Annotated in this window: 18 protein-coding genes and 1 riboswitch; of the genes, 9 read left to right on the forward strand and 9 right to left on the reverse strand. The window is 47.9% G+C overall.

From position 1 onward, the window contains the following. Positions 1-64 precede the first annotated feature (64 nt). The 7 genes from ACXAGL_RS10130 to ACXAGL_RS10160 all read right to left on the reverse strand — a co-directional run bounded on the left by ACXAGL_RS10130 (position 65) and on the right by ACXAGL_RS10160 (position 6,229). The gene (locus ACXAGL_RS10130; protein WP_474967350.1) at positions 65-421 is read right to left on the reverse strand and encodes a hypothetical protein; all 357 of its coding nucleotides are present in this window, start codon (positions 419-421) and stop codon (positions 65-67) included. Between the two features lie 110 nt (positions 422-531). After that, positions 532-1,035, reverse strand: coding sequence for a hypothetical protein (locus ACXAGL_RS10135; RefSeq protein WP_027955665.1), 504 nt, complete (start codon positions 1,033-1,035; stop codon positions 532-534). A gap of 197 nt (positions 1,036-1,232) precedes the next feature. Further along, positions 1,233-1,655, reverse strand: coding sequence for a hypothetical protein (locus ACXAGL_RS10140; protein WP_474991046.1), 423 nt, complete (start codon positions 1,653-1,655; stop codon positions 1,233-1,235). An 801-nt stretch (positions 1,656-2,456) separates the two neighbouring features. After that, positions 2,457-3,377 carry a methylisocitrate lyase gene (prpB, locus tag ACXAGL_RS10145; protein WP_474967352.1) on the reverse strand — a complete coding sequence of 307 codons (921 nt, stop codon included), beginning with the start codon at positions 3,375-3,377 and terminating at the stop codon, positions 2,457-2,459. 17 nt (positions 3,378-3,394) lie between these two features. Continuing rightward, entirely contained in the window at positions 3,395-4,834 is a 1,440-nt protein-coding gene (locus ACXAGL_RS10150) for a bifunctional 2-methylcitrate dehydratase/aconitate hydratase (protein ID WP_474967353.1), read from the reverse strand. A 51-nt stretch (positions 4,835-4,885) separates the two neighbouring features. Beyond that, entirely contained in the window at positions 4,886-5,995 is a 1,110-nt protein-coding gene (gene mmgD / locus ACXAGL_RS10155; RefSeq protein ID WP_474991048.1) for a citrate synthase, read from the reverse strand. Between the two features lie 45 nt (positions 5,996-6,040). Continuing rightward, a complete protein-coding gene (locus ACXAGL_RS10160) occupies positions 6,041-6,229 on the reverse strand; it encodes a hypothetical protein (protein ID WP_474972085.1) in 189 nt (62 codons plus the stop codon). Between the two features lie 159 nt (positions 6,230-6,388). Further along, a riboswitch (cobalamin riboswitch) is annotated at positions 6,389-6,582 on the reverse strand. A gap of 155 nt (positions 6,583-6,737) precedes the next feature. On the opposite strand from ACXAGL_RS10160, the gene ACXAGL_RS10165 reads away from it, so the two are divergent. Further along, complete coding sequence (locus tag ACXAGL_RS10165; protein WP_474991050.1) at positions 6,738-7,280, forward strand: CotY/CotZ family spore coat protein; 543 nt, start codon at positions 6,738-6,740, stop codon at positions 7,278-7,280. A 78-nt stretch (positions 7,281-7,358) separates the two neighbouring features. Here ACXAGL_RS10165 and ACXAGL_RS10170 read toward each other — a convergent pair whose 3' ends face one another. Both ACXAGL_RS10170 and ACXAGL_RS10175 read right to left on the reverse strand, forming a co-directional pair. Then, positions 7,359-7,730: a hypothetical protein gene (locus tag ACXAGL_RS10170; RefSeq protein ID WP_474991052.1), complete on the reverse strand. Its 372-nt coding sequence runs from the start codon at positions 7,728-7,730 to the stop codon at positions 7,359-7,361. Between the two features lie 18 nt (positions 7,731-7,748). Further along, on the reverse strand, positions 7,749-8,921 hold the full coding sequence (locus tag ACXAGL_RS10175) for a ParM/StbA family protein (RefSeq protein ID WP_027955674.1): 1,173 nt from the start codon (positions 8,919-8,921) through the stop codon (positions 7,749-7,751). A 213-nt stretch (positions 8,922-9,134) separates the two neighbouring features. Here ACXAGL_RS10175 and ACXAGL_RS10180 point away from each other — a divergent pair, with 213 nt between their 5' ends. The 8 genes from ACXAGL_RS10180 to ACXAGL_RS10215 all read left to right on the forward strand — a co-directional run bounded on the left by ACXAGL_RS10180 (position 9,135) and on the right by ACXAGL_RS10215 (position 17,314). After that, a complete protein-coding gene (locus ACXAGL_RS10180) occupies positions 9,135-9,896 on the forward strand; it encodes a CsxC family protein (protein ID WP_474967358.1) in 762 nt (253 codons plus the stop codon). 137 nt (positions 9,897-10,033) lie between these two features. After that, on the forward strand, positions 10,034-10,759 hold the full coding sequence (locus ACXAGL_RS10185) for a CsxC family protein (RefSeq protein ID WP_474967359.1): 726 nt from the start codon (positions 10,034-10,036) through the stop codon (positions 10,757-10,759). 43 nt (positions 10,760-10,802) lie between these two features. Beyond that, on the forward strand, positions 10,803-12,044 hold the full coding sequence (locus tag ACXAGL_RS10190; protein ID WP_474991054.1) for a hypothetical protein: 1,242 nt from the start codon (positions 10,803-10,805) through the stop codon (positions 12,042-12,044). A gap of 429 nt (positions 12,045-12,473) precedes the next feature. Continuing rightward, positions 12,474-13,190 (forward strand): ZIP family metal transporter, encoded by a 717-nt coding sequence (locus ACXAGL_RS10195; protein WP_474972081.1) that lies wholly within the window; start codon positions 12,474-12,476, stop codon positions 13,188-13,190. A gap of 163 nt (positions 13,191-13,353) precedes the next feature. After that, complete coding sequence (locus ACXAGL_RS10200) at positions 13,354-14,931, forward strand: BCCT family transporter (RefSeq protein WP_474991056.1); 1,578 nt, start codon at positions 13,354-13,356, stop codon at positions 14,929-14,931. A 55-nt stretch (positions 14,932-14,986) separates the two neighbouring features. Continuing rightward, positions 14,987-15,358 carry a VOC family protein gene (locus ACXAGL_RS10205; protein ID WP_474991058.1) on the forward strand — a complete coding sequence of 124 codons (372 nt, stop codon included), beginning with the start codon at positions 14,987-14,989 and terminating at the stop codon, positions 15,356-15,358. A gap of 188 nt (positions 15,359-15,546) precedes the next feature. Beyond that, complete coding sequence (locus tag ACXAGL_RS10210; RefSeq protein WP_474991060.1) at positions 15,547-17,103, forward strand: sodium:solute symporter family protein; 1,557 nt, start codon at positions 15,547-15,549, stop codon at positions 17,101-17,103. Continuing rightward, a complete protein-coding gene (locus ACXAGL_RS10215) occupies positions 17,075-17,314 on the forward strand; it encodes a hypothetical protein (protein ID WP_474991062.1) in 240 nt (79 codons plus the stop codon). Before ACXAGL_RS10210 ends, ACXAGL_RS10215 begins: the two co-directional genes overlap by 29 nt. Positions 17,315-17,334 lie beyond the last annotated feature (20 nt).

Raw genomic sequence — 17,334 nt, forward strand, 5'->3', positions numbered from 1 at the left:
CCTTTCCTGGATCCGCATGATAAAAAAACCCCTGAAACTCAGGGGATGGGTCCAAACTGTTGGTTTATGACAGTGGACAGTAGAGGTTGTTGTAGGCAGCGAACAGGCTGATGGCTTCTTCATAGCTTTCTGTTTCAACAGCTTCCTGGAAAATCGCAATGACTTCATCTTCGGTAAGTGGATAGTTCACGAGTGGATGTGCGGCATTAAGAAGAGCGGCCGTTCCTTCCAGAGCCAGTTCCTGTGTCGGGGTGGAAGGGATGGGAAGATTGAGAGCGAATAAAAGGTTGAGGTTATCTTTGTAAATGCAGACATCGAAAACGGTATTCACACGGTCGCATATGGAATAGGCTTCCGGCCATTGAGGGATATTTTGAAGTGCCCCCCAGAATTCTGCGCTGCATCCTGTATTGACCCCCATGATCAACACCTCCTTATTTTTCTACTATATGTGAAGGAAAGGGAAGTGTCTGTGTGGGGGGAGAATTCATGAAGAAAGCCTGAAGGGGATACCTTCAGGCTTTCTTTGTTTTAAAATCGCTGATAGCTTTTTTCCTGATCGTTGTATTCAGGTAAAGGCTCACGGAATGCGGCGGCATCCTCAGGGCGTGCGAATTCTGAAGGGGCTTTAGGAGCGGATGATTTATACCGGATATGAAACTCCTCTTCATACTCTGCAGCGGATATTCCTGCTTTCGGCTGCCTCATTCCGATGATCCACGTTTCGAAATTGTACATGCCGCGGTCGATGATGACACCAAGATCTTCCAGAGACTGGGTCAATTCATTCAGACAGTCCAGGCCATTTCTTAAGATAATCCCGCGTTCCTTAGCTTTGTCCACCGAATGTTCCAGTCTGTACACTTCTCCTTGGTAGGAAAACTCAATAAAACAGCTGTTCCGATCCCAGTTGAAATGAAAATCTTCAATTTTCAAGCGCTTGATCGCCTTGACGAGTTTACGCTCGCAAACACTCTGTTCCTTATGCGGCATCCATTGGAATAGAATATTCTTGAATATACGATTCTTGAACAAACCATCCACCATCCTTTTTATAAGCCTAATCAATGAGAGCAGTGACAGTCAAAGTATTATAGTTTACTATTTCTCCAAAAAAAGTAAAAATCCTCTAAAAAGATGAGAAAAATAGGAAAAGAACTTTATTCCGACACGATGATTTTATTATAATCCTTAAAAACGGCTGAAAGAATAGTTCCAATGGATGGATTCAATCAAAGTCCCCGGAGGAGCTGTTCGTTCTGCCGGCGGAGCTGATCGTACGCCTCCTTCAATGACTCAGGCACGAGCGTCCGTCCGTAATCCCAGGCGTTCGTTTCAATCGTCGCTTTCAATGCGGCAATTTCTTCGTCTTCCCCGTACATGAGTGTGCGGAGGTCGTGCTTATGCTTTTTGAACGTAAGGTAATACCCCAGTTCATGACAAACCATCAGCTGTACATAAGCTTCCTTTGCGATGCCCAGATGGGCTTTGCTCATGAAGCCGTTCACCTCAAGGTAATTAAAGGTCAGTGTATTGTTGGAGACGTTAAAGCTCATCGGAGCCTTCAATTGATTGTCCGCGGCCCAGTTGATATCGAGCTGATGGTCGCTGATCGTCTGCTGGATGATTTCTTCGATTTTCCATATGTATAACATCAATAGCTTCCTATCCTTTCTTTCTGTACTTCCTCTAAGTATAAAAGAAAAGATCAGGAGGTTTGAAGCTAAAACTACATTCTTCTCCTTAAAAAGAGGCAGAGTCCGCCGGAAGACGGACTTTTTGACTAAAGTGGCCGGTCGTCACATTAATGGACCGGTCCGGGAGGAAACCCCGTTTCTTTTTTAAAGGCTTTGTTATTGCTTGGTCTTGTTATTTAACATGTGAGCTCCAATCACCCCTTTCTCTCATGGGGTTTGTATGAGGCGGCCTTGGGAATGACTCCCTTTCCGTGGGGTACCGTGAGCCTCCTCAGGCTGCGCCTTCCGGGGTCTCACGATGTACCTTCATTCCACAGGAGTCTCGCCATTCCCAAGGCCGCCTCTTCAAAGAAGGGTAGTTAGAAAGGATATAACCGAAGTCCGTTACACCACTACGAAAGGGATGGCAGGGAAAACAGGTAGACTCCTGCGGGAAAAAGGAACAAGGTGAGACCCCGGAGAACGAAGTTCGAGGAGGCTCATCGTTCCCCGCGGAAAGCGGACGGTTTTCCCTGCCATCCCATGCTCTGAGTTAAACAACGGACCGGACCCTAATTCCAGACGGAGACGATTTAGTAATCATTTAAATTAACAACAACAGACTTTAACAGAGCTTTTTTAAAAGGAAATGTTCATGATAACCAGCTTAAAGTGGTGGATGCGGTTAAGCGGTGAATGTAAAACCTGTCCCCGGGTCAAATGTTCAACACCGGACAGGTCTTACATGATATGGAACACTTGTTTAAATCCATGGATGAGTTATTTGTTTCTGCTGTCGATTTCCGGGAGGATGGTTTTCGCTACTTTTTCATCTAAGGCTTCGTAGTCATAATAATCAATGGTTTCATAGAGTTCCTGTCTCGTCTGCATATCCTGAAGCTTCTCCTCCTGCGTACCTTTTTCCATAATTTCAGAGAAGACCCGTTCATAGGCTTTCGCTGCCGCGCGCAGGGAAGTAACTGGATAAATGACCATGTCCGCACCGAAGGAGGCAAACTGCTCATCTGTGTAGTAGGGGGTCCGTCCGAACTCCGTCATATTGGCGAGAATAGGAGCATTCAGATTAGAAGAGGCCCGTTTGAAATCCTCTTCGCTTATGAAAGCTTCCGGGAAGATGGCGTCTGCTCCGGCTTCTATATAAGACTGGGCCCGGTTGATTGCTTGATCGATTCCTTCGACCGCTTTGGCATCCGTCCTGGCCACAACAATTAAATCGGGAGCGGCTTCTTTGATGGCCTGGATTTTCTGCATCATTTCTTCCTGGGGGATCAATTGCTTTCCGTTTAGGTGGCCGCACTTTTTAGGCATGAGCTGATCTTCAATCTGGACAGCGGCGGCTCCAGATTCCACCATCTCCTTCGCTGCTCTTGCCACGTTCAGCACGCCTCCATACCCCGTATCGATATCAACAAGAAGTGGAAGGTCGGAAGCCCGGACGATTTCCCGGGCTTTCTCAGCCATTTCATTGGAATAAATAAGACCGAGATCCGGAAGCGCCTGACTGGCTGTATAAGCGGCTCCGGATAAGTAGAGGGCCTGGAAACCAAGGTCCTTCGCGATTTTGGCACTCATTCCATCATGGGCGCCGGGGATTTTCAACAGGTTCCCGCTTTTCATTAAATGTTTAAATACTTGAGCACGTTCTTTCTGTGTTGAGGCGGTCTGTACGAGCCATGTCATCGGTCATTCCTCCTTCATCACAATTGGAATTCGTCCATAAACTGCGGGACCGTCGTCCTGGTCAGAGCTTCGTAATCTTCGCACAGGTTCAATATTTTATTCGTCTGTTTGAATGAAAAACGGGTTTTTACATTGTTTTGAAACTTGTTCAATAATAATGGAAGGCCTTCGTCCCGGCGTCTGCGGTGACCTATCGGGTATTCCACAGCAACCGGGTCTGTGGAAGTCCCATCTGAGAAAAATACTTGGACGGCATTGGCGATGGAACGTTTGTCAGGATCAAGGTAGTCCCGGGTATAGGCCTCCTCCTCGATGGTTTCCATCAAATCTCTCAGTTTATCGATCGCCGGGTTCCGGGCGGTCTCATCTTCGTAATGATCGGCGTTCAATTCGCCGTACAGGAGTCCGATGGCGGTAATGTACTGGAGGCAGTGATCCCGGTCCGCCGGATTGTGGAGCGGCCCCTTTTTATCAATGATCCGGATGGCTGACTCATGGGTGGTAATTGTAATTTTTTCTATTTCGTCCAGTTTATCCTTTACCTGACTGTGCAGATGGATCGCGGCTTCCGCTGCCGTCTGAGCGTGAAATTCAGCAGGGAAGGAGATTTTAAATAGGATATTCTCCATAACGTAAGAACCGAAGGAACGTGAAAGAGTCAATTCTTTTCCGCTGAACAGAACGTCTTGAAATCCCCATCCGTCAGCAGAAAGGGCGGTAGGATAACCCATTTCACCTTTCATCGTCATCAATGCCAGGCGCACACCGCGGCTTGTGGCGTCTCCGGCGGCCCATGATTTTCTTGACCCGGTGTTCGGGGCATGCCGGTAAGTACGTAAACTGGAGTTATCAATCCACGCCTGGGATACAGCGTTTGTAACGTCTTCCTTTTTTCCGCCGAGCATAGCGGTCACGACAGCTGTTGTCGCTACTTTTACGAAGAGCACATGGTCAAGCCCCTCCCGGTTCAGGCTGTTATCGAGGGCAAGAATTCCCTGAATTTCATGCGCCTTCACGATGTATTCGAGGACTTCATGCATCGTCATCGGTTCCTGTCCCGAACGGAGGCGTGTCCGGCTGATATAATCGGCCGCAGCAAGGATGCCTCCGATGTTATCGGAAGGGTGTCCCCATTCTGCTGCAAGCCATGTGTCGTTGTAGTCGAGCCACCGGATCATGCAGCCGATGTTAAACGCGGCATGGACAGGGTCGAGGACATAGGATGTCCCCGGAACCCGTGCCCCGTCAGGCACAATCGTTCCAGGAACGATCGGTCCCAGATGTTTCGTGCATTCCGGATAACGGAGCGCTAAAAATCCGCACCCGAGCGTATCCATTAAAACGTATTGAGCCGTTTCCATCGCCTCTTCACTTGTAATTTCCCCGTGCACCGCATAGGAAGCAATTTCTCTTAGCACTGGATCGGCCCCAGTCTGCTGCACTTGCGTTTCATTCATCTTCCATCTCCACCTTTGCTTGAAATATTTGATGAGGGAGGGGGCTGCTCTTTAAGGGTGCAGTCCCCGTGGTCCTGTGTAATGAACCCGTGGGCGGAACAATTTGTTATCCGTATATTGTTCGGCCACGTGAGCACAAATGCCGAGCGTGCGTGCGGAAAAGAAAATCGGTGTATACAAATCAATCGGGATGCCGAGCAGATAATAGACAGGAGCGGCATAATAATCCAGATTCGGATACAATCCTTTTTCTTCCTTCATTAACTCTTCTCCTGCTTCACAGCACTCAAGCAGGTCTTCTCTGTTTTTTACAGCTGCCAGCTTCCGCAGAGCTTCTTTCATCAAGGAGGCGCGGGGATCCATTTTCTTCATATACACCCGGTGGCCGAAGCCCATCACTTTCTCCTTGCGGGCGAGCTTTTCCAACAGCAGCCGCCGAAAACCTTCGACAGATCCACCTTCAATCAGCATGTGCATGACGGCTTCATTGGCTCCGCCGTGAAGGTTCCCCTTAAGAGAAGCGACAGCTCCTGTGAGGGCTCCATATACATCCGAATTGGTGGAAGCAATGACACGGGCGGTGAACGTGGAATTCGGCATTTCATGTTCGCTGTACACCATTAAGGATTGGTCGAAAATCGACGCTTCCTGCTCATCCGGAACTCGGCCAGTCAGCATATACAAAAAGTTCGCACTGTAGGAAAGGTCCGGGTCAGGTTCCAGGATGCTTTTCTCCTGTAGGAGGCGGTAGCTGCCGGCTGTCATCACTGGAATTTTCGCCAGCAGACGCAGGATCGTCTGTTCCAGGTATTTTCGCTCACCGAGGTTTTTATCGTACCCGGCCAGAGCTGAGATTCCGGTCCGTAAGGCGTCCATAGGATGAGTGTCTTTAGGGAGCTTAGCTAATAGTTGAACCAAACTGCCGGAAAGAGGGGCTTCTAATTTTAAGGTTTTCTCAAGTTCCTGCTGTTCCGGTCGGGCAGGGAGACGGCCTTTCAGAAGAAGTTGAATCAAGTCGATGTACTGCTGTTTTTCAGCCAGCTCAATCAGATCATAGCCGCGGATGACGATTTCCTCCGCTTCTACATCCAGGTAGGAAAGTTTCGTTTCCGCAGCAATCACCCCGTTCAATCCGGGTTGAAACGTCGTCGTTTTATCCATGTGGTTCCTCCTTTAATTGAGTAAACGCTTACAAAAAACATGAGATCAGCCGGTCATTTCCTGAAGTACCTGTTGGTAAGCTTCCTCCAAATGCACAAGATCGTTGTCCTTATCCGTCAGTCCATCCTGAAGAGCTTCATACATATCCTCCAGTGTGTGTGGCGTGCCACTACAAACATAAAGCATGATACCGGATCTCAAGTGGTTCAAAAATTCTTCTTTTAGCGACGCCAACAGGCATGCACCTCATCCCTTACAAAATATTGACCATAAAAAAACAACTTCTTTTTAGAAGTTGTTAAGTATACGTATTGAAAAGTAAACAAACAGGCAGAAAACTGCCCATATGGAAACCATCTGACCGCACTTAACACCTCCTATCCTCGTAGGTTTTGATGTCTGCTGATACAGGCAGGTCTCCTGGCTTATGGTCATCGCAGTCCGAAACCTTCCCATCTTCGTTTGTGAAGACAGTGGTATGTACGGAACACTCCCATTTACAGTTGCGGGACAGCACCGGATTTTCACCGGTTTCCCTATTAATCCTCTTCTGTGAAAGAAAAGGAACCTGTATCTACAACGCTATTCAATTTTCTCTTTCAATATAGCAAACATTTGGAAAATAAACAATTTTATTTAAAATTCAGGAAAAAGTTATTCAAGACAGCATGGGCGCACATATCAAACAGAATGGGATGTGCGGCGTATACTATCAGGACTGAATGAATAAGGAGTGAAAACGATGAGTTATGATTATGAAAGCTCAAGTTACAGTTATGACCATAAACATAAGGACCCCTGTGGAAAATCCAAAAAAATGAAGCATTACAAAAACTGTGTGGAAGATGTACTGGAGGCGATTGTTTACGCTCAGGACAGAGTGGAAGATGACAGCTGCCACACGTCATGCCAACAGTCCATTGATTCTCTGCTCGGGGATCATAAAGTAAAGAAAAAGAATACCGTGCCGGTCATTCTTTACTGCGGCTGTGATCCCTTCAAGGGAACAGGCGTGGCAACGTATTCGTGTCATGCAAAAAAAGAAACCTTCAAGTGTGTCCATACGTACCTCTTCAAAGTGAAAGATGTCCATGATGGGTGTGCGGTCCTGGAACTGCTTGTATTTAAGTCGGATTGGAAGAATGATTCAAAACAGAAACACTCGGCATGCAGCCAGATTGATGGAAAAGAAGTTCGTGATCTGGCAGGTACGGGCATCTGCATCACTGTGGATTTATCCTGCTTTTGTGCGGTGACCTGTCTCCCGGCTGTCCGCCTTCATTAAGCTGAAAAAAAGATTCCTACAGAGTGTCGCTTTGAATCGACTCCATCAAAAAAGCCGGCCGCAGCCGGCTTTTCTGATTCAGCCTCCGAAAGCTTCCAACATGTCTTCGATTTCTTTTTGATCGATGAAAGCAGAACCAGCAAGGGGCGGGACGCTTGTTATGCTTGATGCGCCGGATGGGAAGGCGCCTTTGGTGAGCATTTCTTTGATGGTGCGGAGCTCTTCGAGTACAGGGTCTCCTCCAGAGGTGCGTCCTGCTGCCGGTGAGGATAAGTACTGGTGCAGGGCAGAAAGAAGGAAGTGCTGGAGTGTATTGTTTTCCGCGTGGTAGGCCAGTTCTTTCATCACATCCGCGTCGACAGCCTGCGCGTGTCCGGTCCTGACGTCTATATATTTCTCAGGTATGGTGACAACGGTTTCGTTGAAGTAATCACGGTAGGTGTGTGGCATCGTTTCACCTTCTCGCCCTTATGACCTGTCAGCGGTCTGTTTTTTACTGAAGAGCTGCATTTTAGCAAGAATCATCAGCCCCCGTACGTTCAATTTGGCCATTTCCTCCGGGAATGTCAATTCGATCGGACGTCCTTTTTCACTCCAGGACACAGCAGCTTCACGAATCTGACGCTCGGCAATCTGCGCTGCGCCTCCGACGGCGATGTAGCGGGCCGCTCCCTTGATTTCGTGTGAACTTGAACGGACGCGGTCGAAATGCTCCAAGTATTTTCCAGCCATCAATCGCAGCTGCGGGAGAATGTAGCGGCTGATATCCTTTTTCACGCCTGCAAAAGGTTCTACATACCATTCAGACTGGCCGCGTGCCAGTTTTTCTTCCAGTTCTGATCTGGAGTTGAAGCTGTACAGCTCATTCTGGCTTACTTTTTGTATGATGGTATCGAGAAAAGGGTTGATGCCGAACGGCTCCCCCTCCACAGAAGCTACCGGTTTATTATGTTTGATACCGACAAAGTCGACGGAATCTCCTCCGAGGTCTCCAATGATGACGCCCCGCTCCGATTCTTTCACGAGCGATTCATCGGAGACGGCGAGCGTTTCGGGATCGCGGGTAAGAGCCAGATAGGCGAGAGCGCCTTCCGCGCCGACGATGACATCCTCAATATGAAGGGTTACCACGGCTTCTTTCGGTTCGCGGATCCCGGGCACTTTATGGAAAATGATTGTATGCGTACCGGTGAGGCGGTTTTTCAACGTATCTTTCCGCCGCTTGTACTGGGTGGTCGGCAGGGAAACCGCCAGTTGATCGATCGTGTACTCGACATCCTTTTCTGAACCACTGCCGAGCAGGGCGTGGTAAGCAGCAGCAGCAAAAAGAAGAATGTACGTCCGTTCTTCATCAACCTTTTGATTGTTAAAAGAAGTCAGGCTGACATTTCTCTGTTTCACCGCTGACTTGCCGATGTAGTAAATGTTCCGTCGGTCCTGGATAGCCGGGCTCTTGATTTCCACAATCATGTTTTCTTCATAATCCACATCTTCCTCGTCATACGGCATTTCATAAAACTCTTCATCAAACAAAGCGACGGCGTTCGGGATTTGATAATCCATGAAACCACCGTCATCTGATGCGAGAATCTTATACCAGCTGTTCCCGATATCTACAGAGAAAATATGCTCGTTTTTCATTTTCTACCTCCTGACGTTAAAGCATATGCGCAGCTTTCCAGGCTGTGCCAGTACTCCCCCAGGTGCCTCTGGTAGATTTGGGCGGACCATTTCTGTAAATCTTTTACAGGAACTTGTCTAAAAAGTTCCACGTTTATACTAATGCAAGTGACCATGCCTTCGAAATCATAGAGCATAGACTACAGTGAGGTTACTATAAAGGAGGAAAACATCATGAGAAAAAATGACCGTCACTGTGTCAACCTGAATGAATCAGCTTCTATTGAACAGTGTACAAATTCAAGTGCGGATACTGCGATCACTCCAAGCGGAGAGCGTATCGTCCGAATTCCGGTTGAACTGGGAGCCTACAATGTTACGACTAACCTCGTCGCTAACATTTCCTTCCCACACCCGGTACTTGAAATCAAAGATATTAAAAAGCGTGTCATCATTACCCAGTGCCGTCTGCTTACGCGTACGTCCGCAGGAGATGATGATCAGTTTTCGGCAGGTCCGTTCCCATTGTTCCTGAAAGGGTATGTCCGTAAAAACATTCAATACGCGACCCCTTGTCATGATACAGAGGGTGAATGTGTATCATCTGAAATCAAATCCCTTACTGTGAAAGTGCCGTTTGAGTGCATGACTACCATCGAATTGGATTCACCAGCTCAACTGCCTGTTCGCAACCGTAGAGACGAATATGACTTCTTCAGAGCGCAAGACCTTGGTAAAGGATATCCGGAAAAAGACCAGTATCTGTCCAGTGACCTTTCCCAGTTCCATCAGGAAAGTTTCCAAGGTTACAACCAGCTGCCATTCTGTGAGCTTGTTTCCAGTCAGATTCTTGAGTGGGACGAAGCAACAGATCGTGGATCGTTTGGCGACAGCCCGGTTGATGAAGCGTACTTCCGCCATATTGTAGAAAAAATGCAGGTGCGATTCACCATTAAAGTGCTTCAAAACCAACAGGTGCGCGTAGACGCTCTATAATTGAAAAAGATGACAGTCCATCAGGGCTGTCATCTTTTTTTGCTGTGCCGCCAATGTCTTGAAACCAGGATAAGAGCCCAGACACAGGAAGGGCAGCTACATACGATGTGGGTATATTTTGATTAGGGGGCAGACAAATGACAGGTGTGTTTAACGAAGAGGACGGATTGGAGCTTCACTGTGAAAGGAAACCGCATGTAAGTATCGGCAAGATTGTGACGAAGGTTCCTGTCGTACTCGCAGAACTGAAGCTTCAGATTCATGTCAGTGAAACCATCACTTTTCCAGAGCCGGTGCTTGAGATCAAAGATATTAAGAAGCGCGTGCACTTAACCCAATGCCGCCTGCTGCTTCCATCTAAAAAACTGTTTATTAAAGGATTCGTACGAAAAAATATCCAATATGCCAGCCCGTGCAGTGAAATTGAAATGCCGACGGATAAGAGTGTTGCTTCCGACCTTCATTCTTTTACAGTGGATGTTCCGTTCGAACAGGTGACGGAAATTCACGAATTTCTTTCCATGCCGGTGATGCCGAAGAACAATACACGGGAGGAATTTGATTTTGTCCGCTCAAAGTCTTTACCGGAGGGATTTCCGGAAAAAGACCAGCATATCAGCAGTGATATCTCCCAGTATCATCAGGAAAGCAGTCAATTTTATAATGAACTGCCTTACTGTGAACTGTTGTCGAGCCGGATTGTGGAGTGGGATGAAGCAGTGGACCGCATGCCTCTTCCAGGGAAAGCCCCTTTTCATGAAGGATATTTCACAAAGATAGAGGAGAAGATGGTGCTGGATATCTGCGTGAACGTCCTGCAGAAACAGCAGATTCGGGTCGCATCGACAAGCAACGATGATTGATTCATAGGAACAGAGGGAGGAAGGGAGGCGTCCATTCATATCTATGAAACGTGATGTCATTACTTTTCAACAGACACACTGGGTCAATCCTAAGGATCGTGGAAGTTTCCTGGGCGGTCATCTGTCGGAGTGGGAAGAGGAAACGAGGGACGGCGGCCCGTTGTTTCTGCCTTCCTCTGCCATTGAAGAGGAGGAAATGGCCTTGTTTAAACCGGAGGAAGAGGAGAAGGCTGTGGAAAACAATACCCGCACACCGATGAATGAAGGCGAAATAAGAAAACGAAAGTCGTCCCTTGCCGCTGAAATTTCTTCGATGCTTGATGAATCCAGCGGAGGGTTCTTTGATGATAGGCCAGAGCCGGTAGAGGAGGAAGGTGTGCTTTCTGAAATAGCTGCGCTTCTGGAAGAGTCGGAGGATTCTGCAGAAGCGTCCTTCGTTTCTAAAACCGATGATGACTACCCCATTCTCGGAGATATTGCCTCTGCCATGGCTGAATCCTCCAATGAGTTCAAGAGTCATTACTTTTCTCAAAAAGCCATGTCGCAGCTCACAGAATCTTCTGATGCCGATGAAAGGGAGAAGGCAGTAGAACGGCGTTCTGCGGAAGACCACCGTTCTGGTTCCTCTGTTATAGAGGACGAAAGCTGCGAAGATCCCTTTTCAGGCAGTGGGATCGATGATTTATTTGACTGTGAATCCTCTTCCAGTTCTTCTTCATCCTCTTCTTCAAGCTGTCCAGTCTGTCATGATGGTTCGTCGGATTCATGGAAAGACCAGAGCATAGAAAAAACGGTGAAAATGCCTGTTCTTCTTGCTCATGTCCCATTGGAATGGGAAATCCGGGAACGTGTTCCTGTTCCTTGCCATCCCGGGGACATTATAAAGACGGAATGGTCCGTCCATGATATGCGCATCTCAGTTCCTATGTACCCGTTTCTCTTTTTGCGCGGGTGTTTTACTGTATCCGTGGATTATCAGGAACAGGGGGATTTGAAGCGGATCTGTAAGCGGATTCCCTTTGAGGAAACGGTGGAAGTGGGGGGGATGATCACTCCTGAACTCCCTTCCCATTCGGAAAAGGAATACACAGCGAAAAGCGCGGAAATGCATAAGGAAATCTATCAAACGTATCCATCTCCGGTGGAAAAGGAGCTGGAGAACGTATCCTTCCTGGTTCACCAGGAAGATTCAGGAAAAGGTGACCTTCACGTGCAAGGGATTTTTCATGGGGGGCTGTTTCTTTACCAGCAGCAGTTCAAACGTCTGGATGTCTGGGAATATTGACTGGATAAACAAAAAGAAAAAGGGTTCCGCAGGAAGGAACCCTCTTTTCAATGGTCACGTTCAAGGTGCTCTCTACAATGATGGAAGGTGGAGGAATGACGCCTGTTCGTATCGAACGGTGGTGGGGAAATGTCCGGGATTCAGGCCGCCGCCCTGGAGGAAATTTCTCTCTGATACCAAGGCATATGTCATCTTTGAGAGTCCGAGTCAAAAGGGGTGTCTATGAGACAGGTTCTTCTGACTCCCTACTACTATATGTCCTCCAGGGATGGTTCGCATGGACAGATGCCGGCAGACTAAAAAAATAGGTTAGCAGCGGTCAGGGAAAAGTAGATTGCTATACTGATATAGAACGTTCTTTTCCAACGGCCTGTACATATACTAGAGAACAATGGATGGAAGGGGGCGGAGCTGTTGGAGGGGACGCTGATGATTATGATCCTGTCAGCTATGGCTACGGGAGCGGGAGCCCTCCCGGTCCTGCTGATCCGCCGGGTATCCCACCGGAAAATGGACAGCATTCTCGCCTATACCGCTGGTGTGATGATGGCAGCATCCACCTATGGCCTTATTCCGGCCTCTTTGAAGCTGACCAATGTAACGGTGCTTTGTATTGGTGTACTCGGAGGCGCGCTCATATTGAACCTGCTTGAGTATCTACTTCCACATGTAGATATGGATCATACGAGAAAATCTCCCGGGCTGCCGCACCAGTCACTGATGCTTGTCGCGGCGATGACTCTCCATAACATTCCGGAAGGCTTGTCGGTCGGTGCCAGCCTGGCCAGTCAAGTCGAGCATCTCGGAATGGTCGTCGCTTTTTCCATGGGCCTGCAGAACGCACCGGAGGGTTTCCTTGTGGCTTTGTTTCTGCTTCATCAACACGTTCCCAAAAGAACAGCCATCTTCATGGCGCTCCTTACTGGTGGGATCGAATGCATCTCCAGTTTTATCGGGTTTTACGTGGTTCATATCTCTTTGTTCCTCGTTCCTTACGGGCTCGCCTTTGCTGCTGGTGCGATGTTGTTCATCGTTTATAAGGAGTTGATTCCGGAAACCCACGGTCATGGTTATGAGCGTCTAGCTACATTCTCATTTCTCCTTGGACTGCTCAGCATGATCGGAATTGTGGAATGGTTCCGCTGAAGCCTGCCGGATGATCCGGCGGGTCTTTTTTTTCTTCCATACCTATCCTGTAAACGGAACAGCGAAGAAAGAAAAGGGGAATGATTCGTTGGAAATATTTTATTAGAAAAATATCGTTATAATTCGTTTTTCAGCGGGTATGCAGAAATTGGGAGGAGATAGCATGAATAAAAACATGATTGATTACAAAATATTCATTCCATCACTTTTGCTGATGGCCGCCATCAGTATCCCTTTCGCTCTGTATGAATCACAGTCGTTGGAACTTATGAATACGGTCTTTGATTCGATTGTGGCATCATTCAGCTGGGGATACTTATGGTATGGCATTTTACTGATCGCCGCAGGTCTTTACCTGGCATTTTCCAAATACGGAAAAGTGGTTCTTGGGAATCCGGAGGAGAAGCCGAGGTTCACCCTTTTTGAGTACGCGTCCATTCTGGTCGCGATGGGTGTCGGATCGACGATCATGCGGACGGGGATGCTCCAGTGGACGTCTGTCGCCAACGACCCGCCGGCCGGAGTAGAGGCTGGTTCTGCGGAAGCCCTGCTGTGGGGGAACGCCTACAGTATGTTTTTATGGGGGTTTCAAGTGTTCGCTATTTTTGTCATGATAGCACCAGCCATGGGATACATACTGCACGTAAAAAAACGTCCGCTGATGAGAATTTCAGAGGCCTGCCGGATTTTGTTCGGAGATAAGTTCACAGACGGCATCGGAGGCCGGCTGCTGGATGTGTTGTTTTTAATCAGTATTCTTTCCGGAGCAGCTGTCACGCTTGGACTGGGGGCGCCGATCATTACGCAGAACCTTTCTCATCTGCTCGGCATCCAGGTGAATTTCACGCTGACGATCATCGTTACCATCGTCTGGGTCTTTTTATTTTCCCTCAGTGCGTATCTCGGCATCGAAAAAGGGATCAAACGGTTAAGTACATGGAACATGTATATTGCCGGGTTCTTAGCCCTGTTTATTCTCGTCGGGGGCCCCGGTGTTTTCATCCTGAACTACTTCACAGATAGTGTATCGATGCTCTTGAGCAACTACCTGGACTTTTCCTTGAACACGGAATCGGTCTATCAGGGGGAAACCTCGCATATTCAAAGCAACACGATTTTCTGGTTCGCCTACAGTGCGACCTGGGCCATGCTGCACAGTGTGTTTGCAGCAAAAATTTCACAGGGTCGGACGATCAAGGAGATGATTCTCACGTACCTGCTCGCTCCAACGCTGCTTTCCTGGCTGGCGACAGGGGTGCTTGGCGGTCTTGGTGTCCACCGCTACCTGACTGGAAATCTTGATATTTTGAACTTCGTGGAAGAAGAAGCACGTATGGCAGCGATACCGGAGATTTTAAATACGCTTCCTTTCGGGGAAATCGCCATTGTCATCTTTATGATTGTTGCTTTGATTTTCTTGACGACGACCCTCGATTCCACGACTTATACGATTGCCGCCTATACAAGTACGCGGGATATGAGCCGTTTTGAGCCGCCGAAGATGCTTCGTATTATCATTGCGGCTGTGATTACTGCTTTTGCCCTGATTCTAATGAGGATCGGCGGTCTGGCCCCATTGAATGTCGTATCAGGCCTTATGGGTCTGCCGATTATCGTCATCCAGTTCATTCTGATTTACGCAGCGAAGAAAATGATCGACGCCGATCAAGCCTGGCTGACCAACGTCCGTCAGAAAGATAAGCCTATAGAAGCTTATGAAGCGAAGCGTAAAGTGGAATAGTCTGGTCGATTGGATTACACTGATATCAGAGTAACTTTTGAAAGGGGACCTGTACATGTATGAATCACTGCACCACGTATCTGTCATTGTGTCGGATATAGAACAAGCCAAACAATTTTATGGCGGAGTGCTCGGATTTGAAGAAAGCCCCGACCGTCCCGATTTCGATTTTCCAGGCGCGTGGTATCAGGTAGGAGCGACACAGATTCACTTGATTGCTTATGAAGAAGGGAAAACGCTCCGTGGTACAACAGAGATTGATTCCAGAGACGGACATTTTGCGGTCAGAGTCCGTGATGTTGAGGCGTTTATCGAAAGAATGGAAAAGCACGGAGTGGAGATGCTGAACAAGCCGGTCAATAAAACGGAATGGCATCAAGTGTACATCACGGATCCCGATGGAAACATCATTGAATTTAATAGGTGAAGCTGGAGACGATCGATTCAATCGGTCGTCTTTTTTTGTTTTTTTCTTCCTTTTTTTTGAAACGATGGCACGCCTGGGTTGTCAGCGCTTACTTTACATTAACATGTTAGTTTTTCTAACATGAGGTGTTGATTCCGCGCCGATATTTGTTGTATTATTCAGCATATTAAGAATATTGGAGGAAAAATATGCTTCCCACTTACGCTGGTTATTCGTTGTTGCTCGTTTTTGGATTGTTTTTCACTGTCGTTACGCTTGTGATGCAGCACAGAAAAAAACAGAAAATGACCGCTGAACAGTTCAGTACTGCTGGCAGAAGCATTGGTGTCGGTCTGGCAAGTGCGTCTATCATTGCTGCCTGGACATGGGCGGCTACGTTAATGATGTCCTCGGCTACAGGGTTTCAGTACGGTATCAGCGGACCGTACTGGTATGCCGCTGGTGCCTGTATCCAGGTGCTTCTTTTCGCGATTGTGGCTATCAACTTGAAGAAGCGGGCTCCGAAAGCTCATACCTTTCTTGAATTCATTGCTCAGCGCTTTGATAAGAAAAATCACCGTTTAATTATGGGGTTTGCGTTGATGACCAACATACTCGTGACAGCGATGGTCGTCCTTGGTGGAGCCATTGCCTTGAACTCGCTGACAGGCATGAATATTTATGCCGCCGCCTTCCTCATTCCTCTCACATTCACGATTTACACCATGATTGGTGGATTGAAAGCTTCCTTCATCGCTGATTATTTCAACACCGTTATGATTTTTGCCATCTTGGCTGTCTTCGCTGCTGCCATCTATGTGAAGTTCGGTATTGATCCGATTTATGAAGGGTTGCAGAGCATGCCTTCCTCCACCTCGATGCTGACGATGGCTTCCATACCGGGTCTTTTGTTCGGAATGGTTAATATTATCGGTAATTTTGGAGCGGTCTTTGTAGACCAGGCGTACTGGCAGCGTGCGATTGCGAGTAAGGATAGTGCCGCTTCCAAAGCTTACATATACGGAGGGCTTGCCTGGTTTTCCATTCCATTTGCGATTGCGACTTTTCTTGGTGTCAGTGCCGCCGGCCTTGGGGTGGCGGTATCGACACCGGATGCAGCGGCTCCGGAAATGGCGGCCTACCTTCTGGGTGGTATCGGTTCGATTTTATTTTTAGCCATGCTGTTTATGGCGGTTATGTCTACAGGAGCCGCCGAGCTGACAGCTATTACGAATATCATTGTCACGGATATTTACCGGACGTCAATCCGCCCGGGTGCTTCGAGTGACCAGTTATTAGCGATGTCGAGGAAAGTGACCCTTGGATTCGGATTGATGATGGGCGTCCTTTCGATTCTGTTGTTTAAGGTTGGTATCAGTCTAAGCTTTGTATATATGGCAATGGGGATTTTCGTCAGCGGTGCTGTCATCCCGGTTACCCTCGGTCTGCTTTGGAAAAAGGCGACCAATGCCGGGACCTTTTACGGTGCGTCCTCCGGGCTTGTGCTTGGTGTTACAGCATGGCTGGTTTCAGCCTCCACTATCTATGGTGAAATCACCGTGCAGTCGCTTGGGGAACTGGAGCCGATGTTCTTCGGTAATATCACAGTTTTCTTAGTGAGTGGAGCCATATCCATTGGTCATGCTCTTTATGCGAATCAATCGTTTGATTTTGACTCCTTGAAAGATAAGTTCCACAGCTTCGATGAAGAAGCAAATCCCATAGAGGAGGGTTCTTATGAGCGAAAACGAGCGTCAGCTGAGTAAAGATGCCGTTATTTGTACGAGATGGGCTTTATCCTTAACGGCCGTGTTCATCGTTATTTTTCCAGGCATTATGTTTTTAACGGGGTATCAGTACAGCCTTGAATTTTTTAAAGGGTGGACGTACTTGTCCTTTGGATGGCTGATCATCGCAGGACTGATGATTACGCTGAGGCCTGTCATTGAACTTGTCAGGGACCGGAAAGCTGGGTAGGACAAAGAGATTGGGGAGGA

The organism is Halobacillus sp. ABA4_118, from assembly GCF_056160205.1.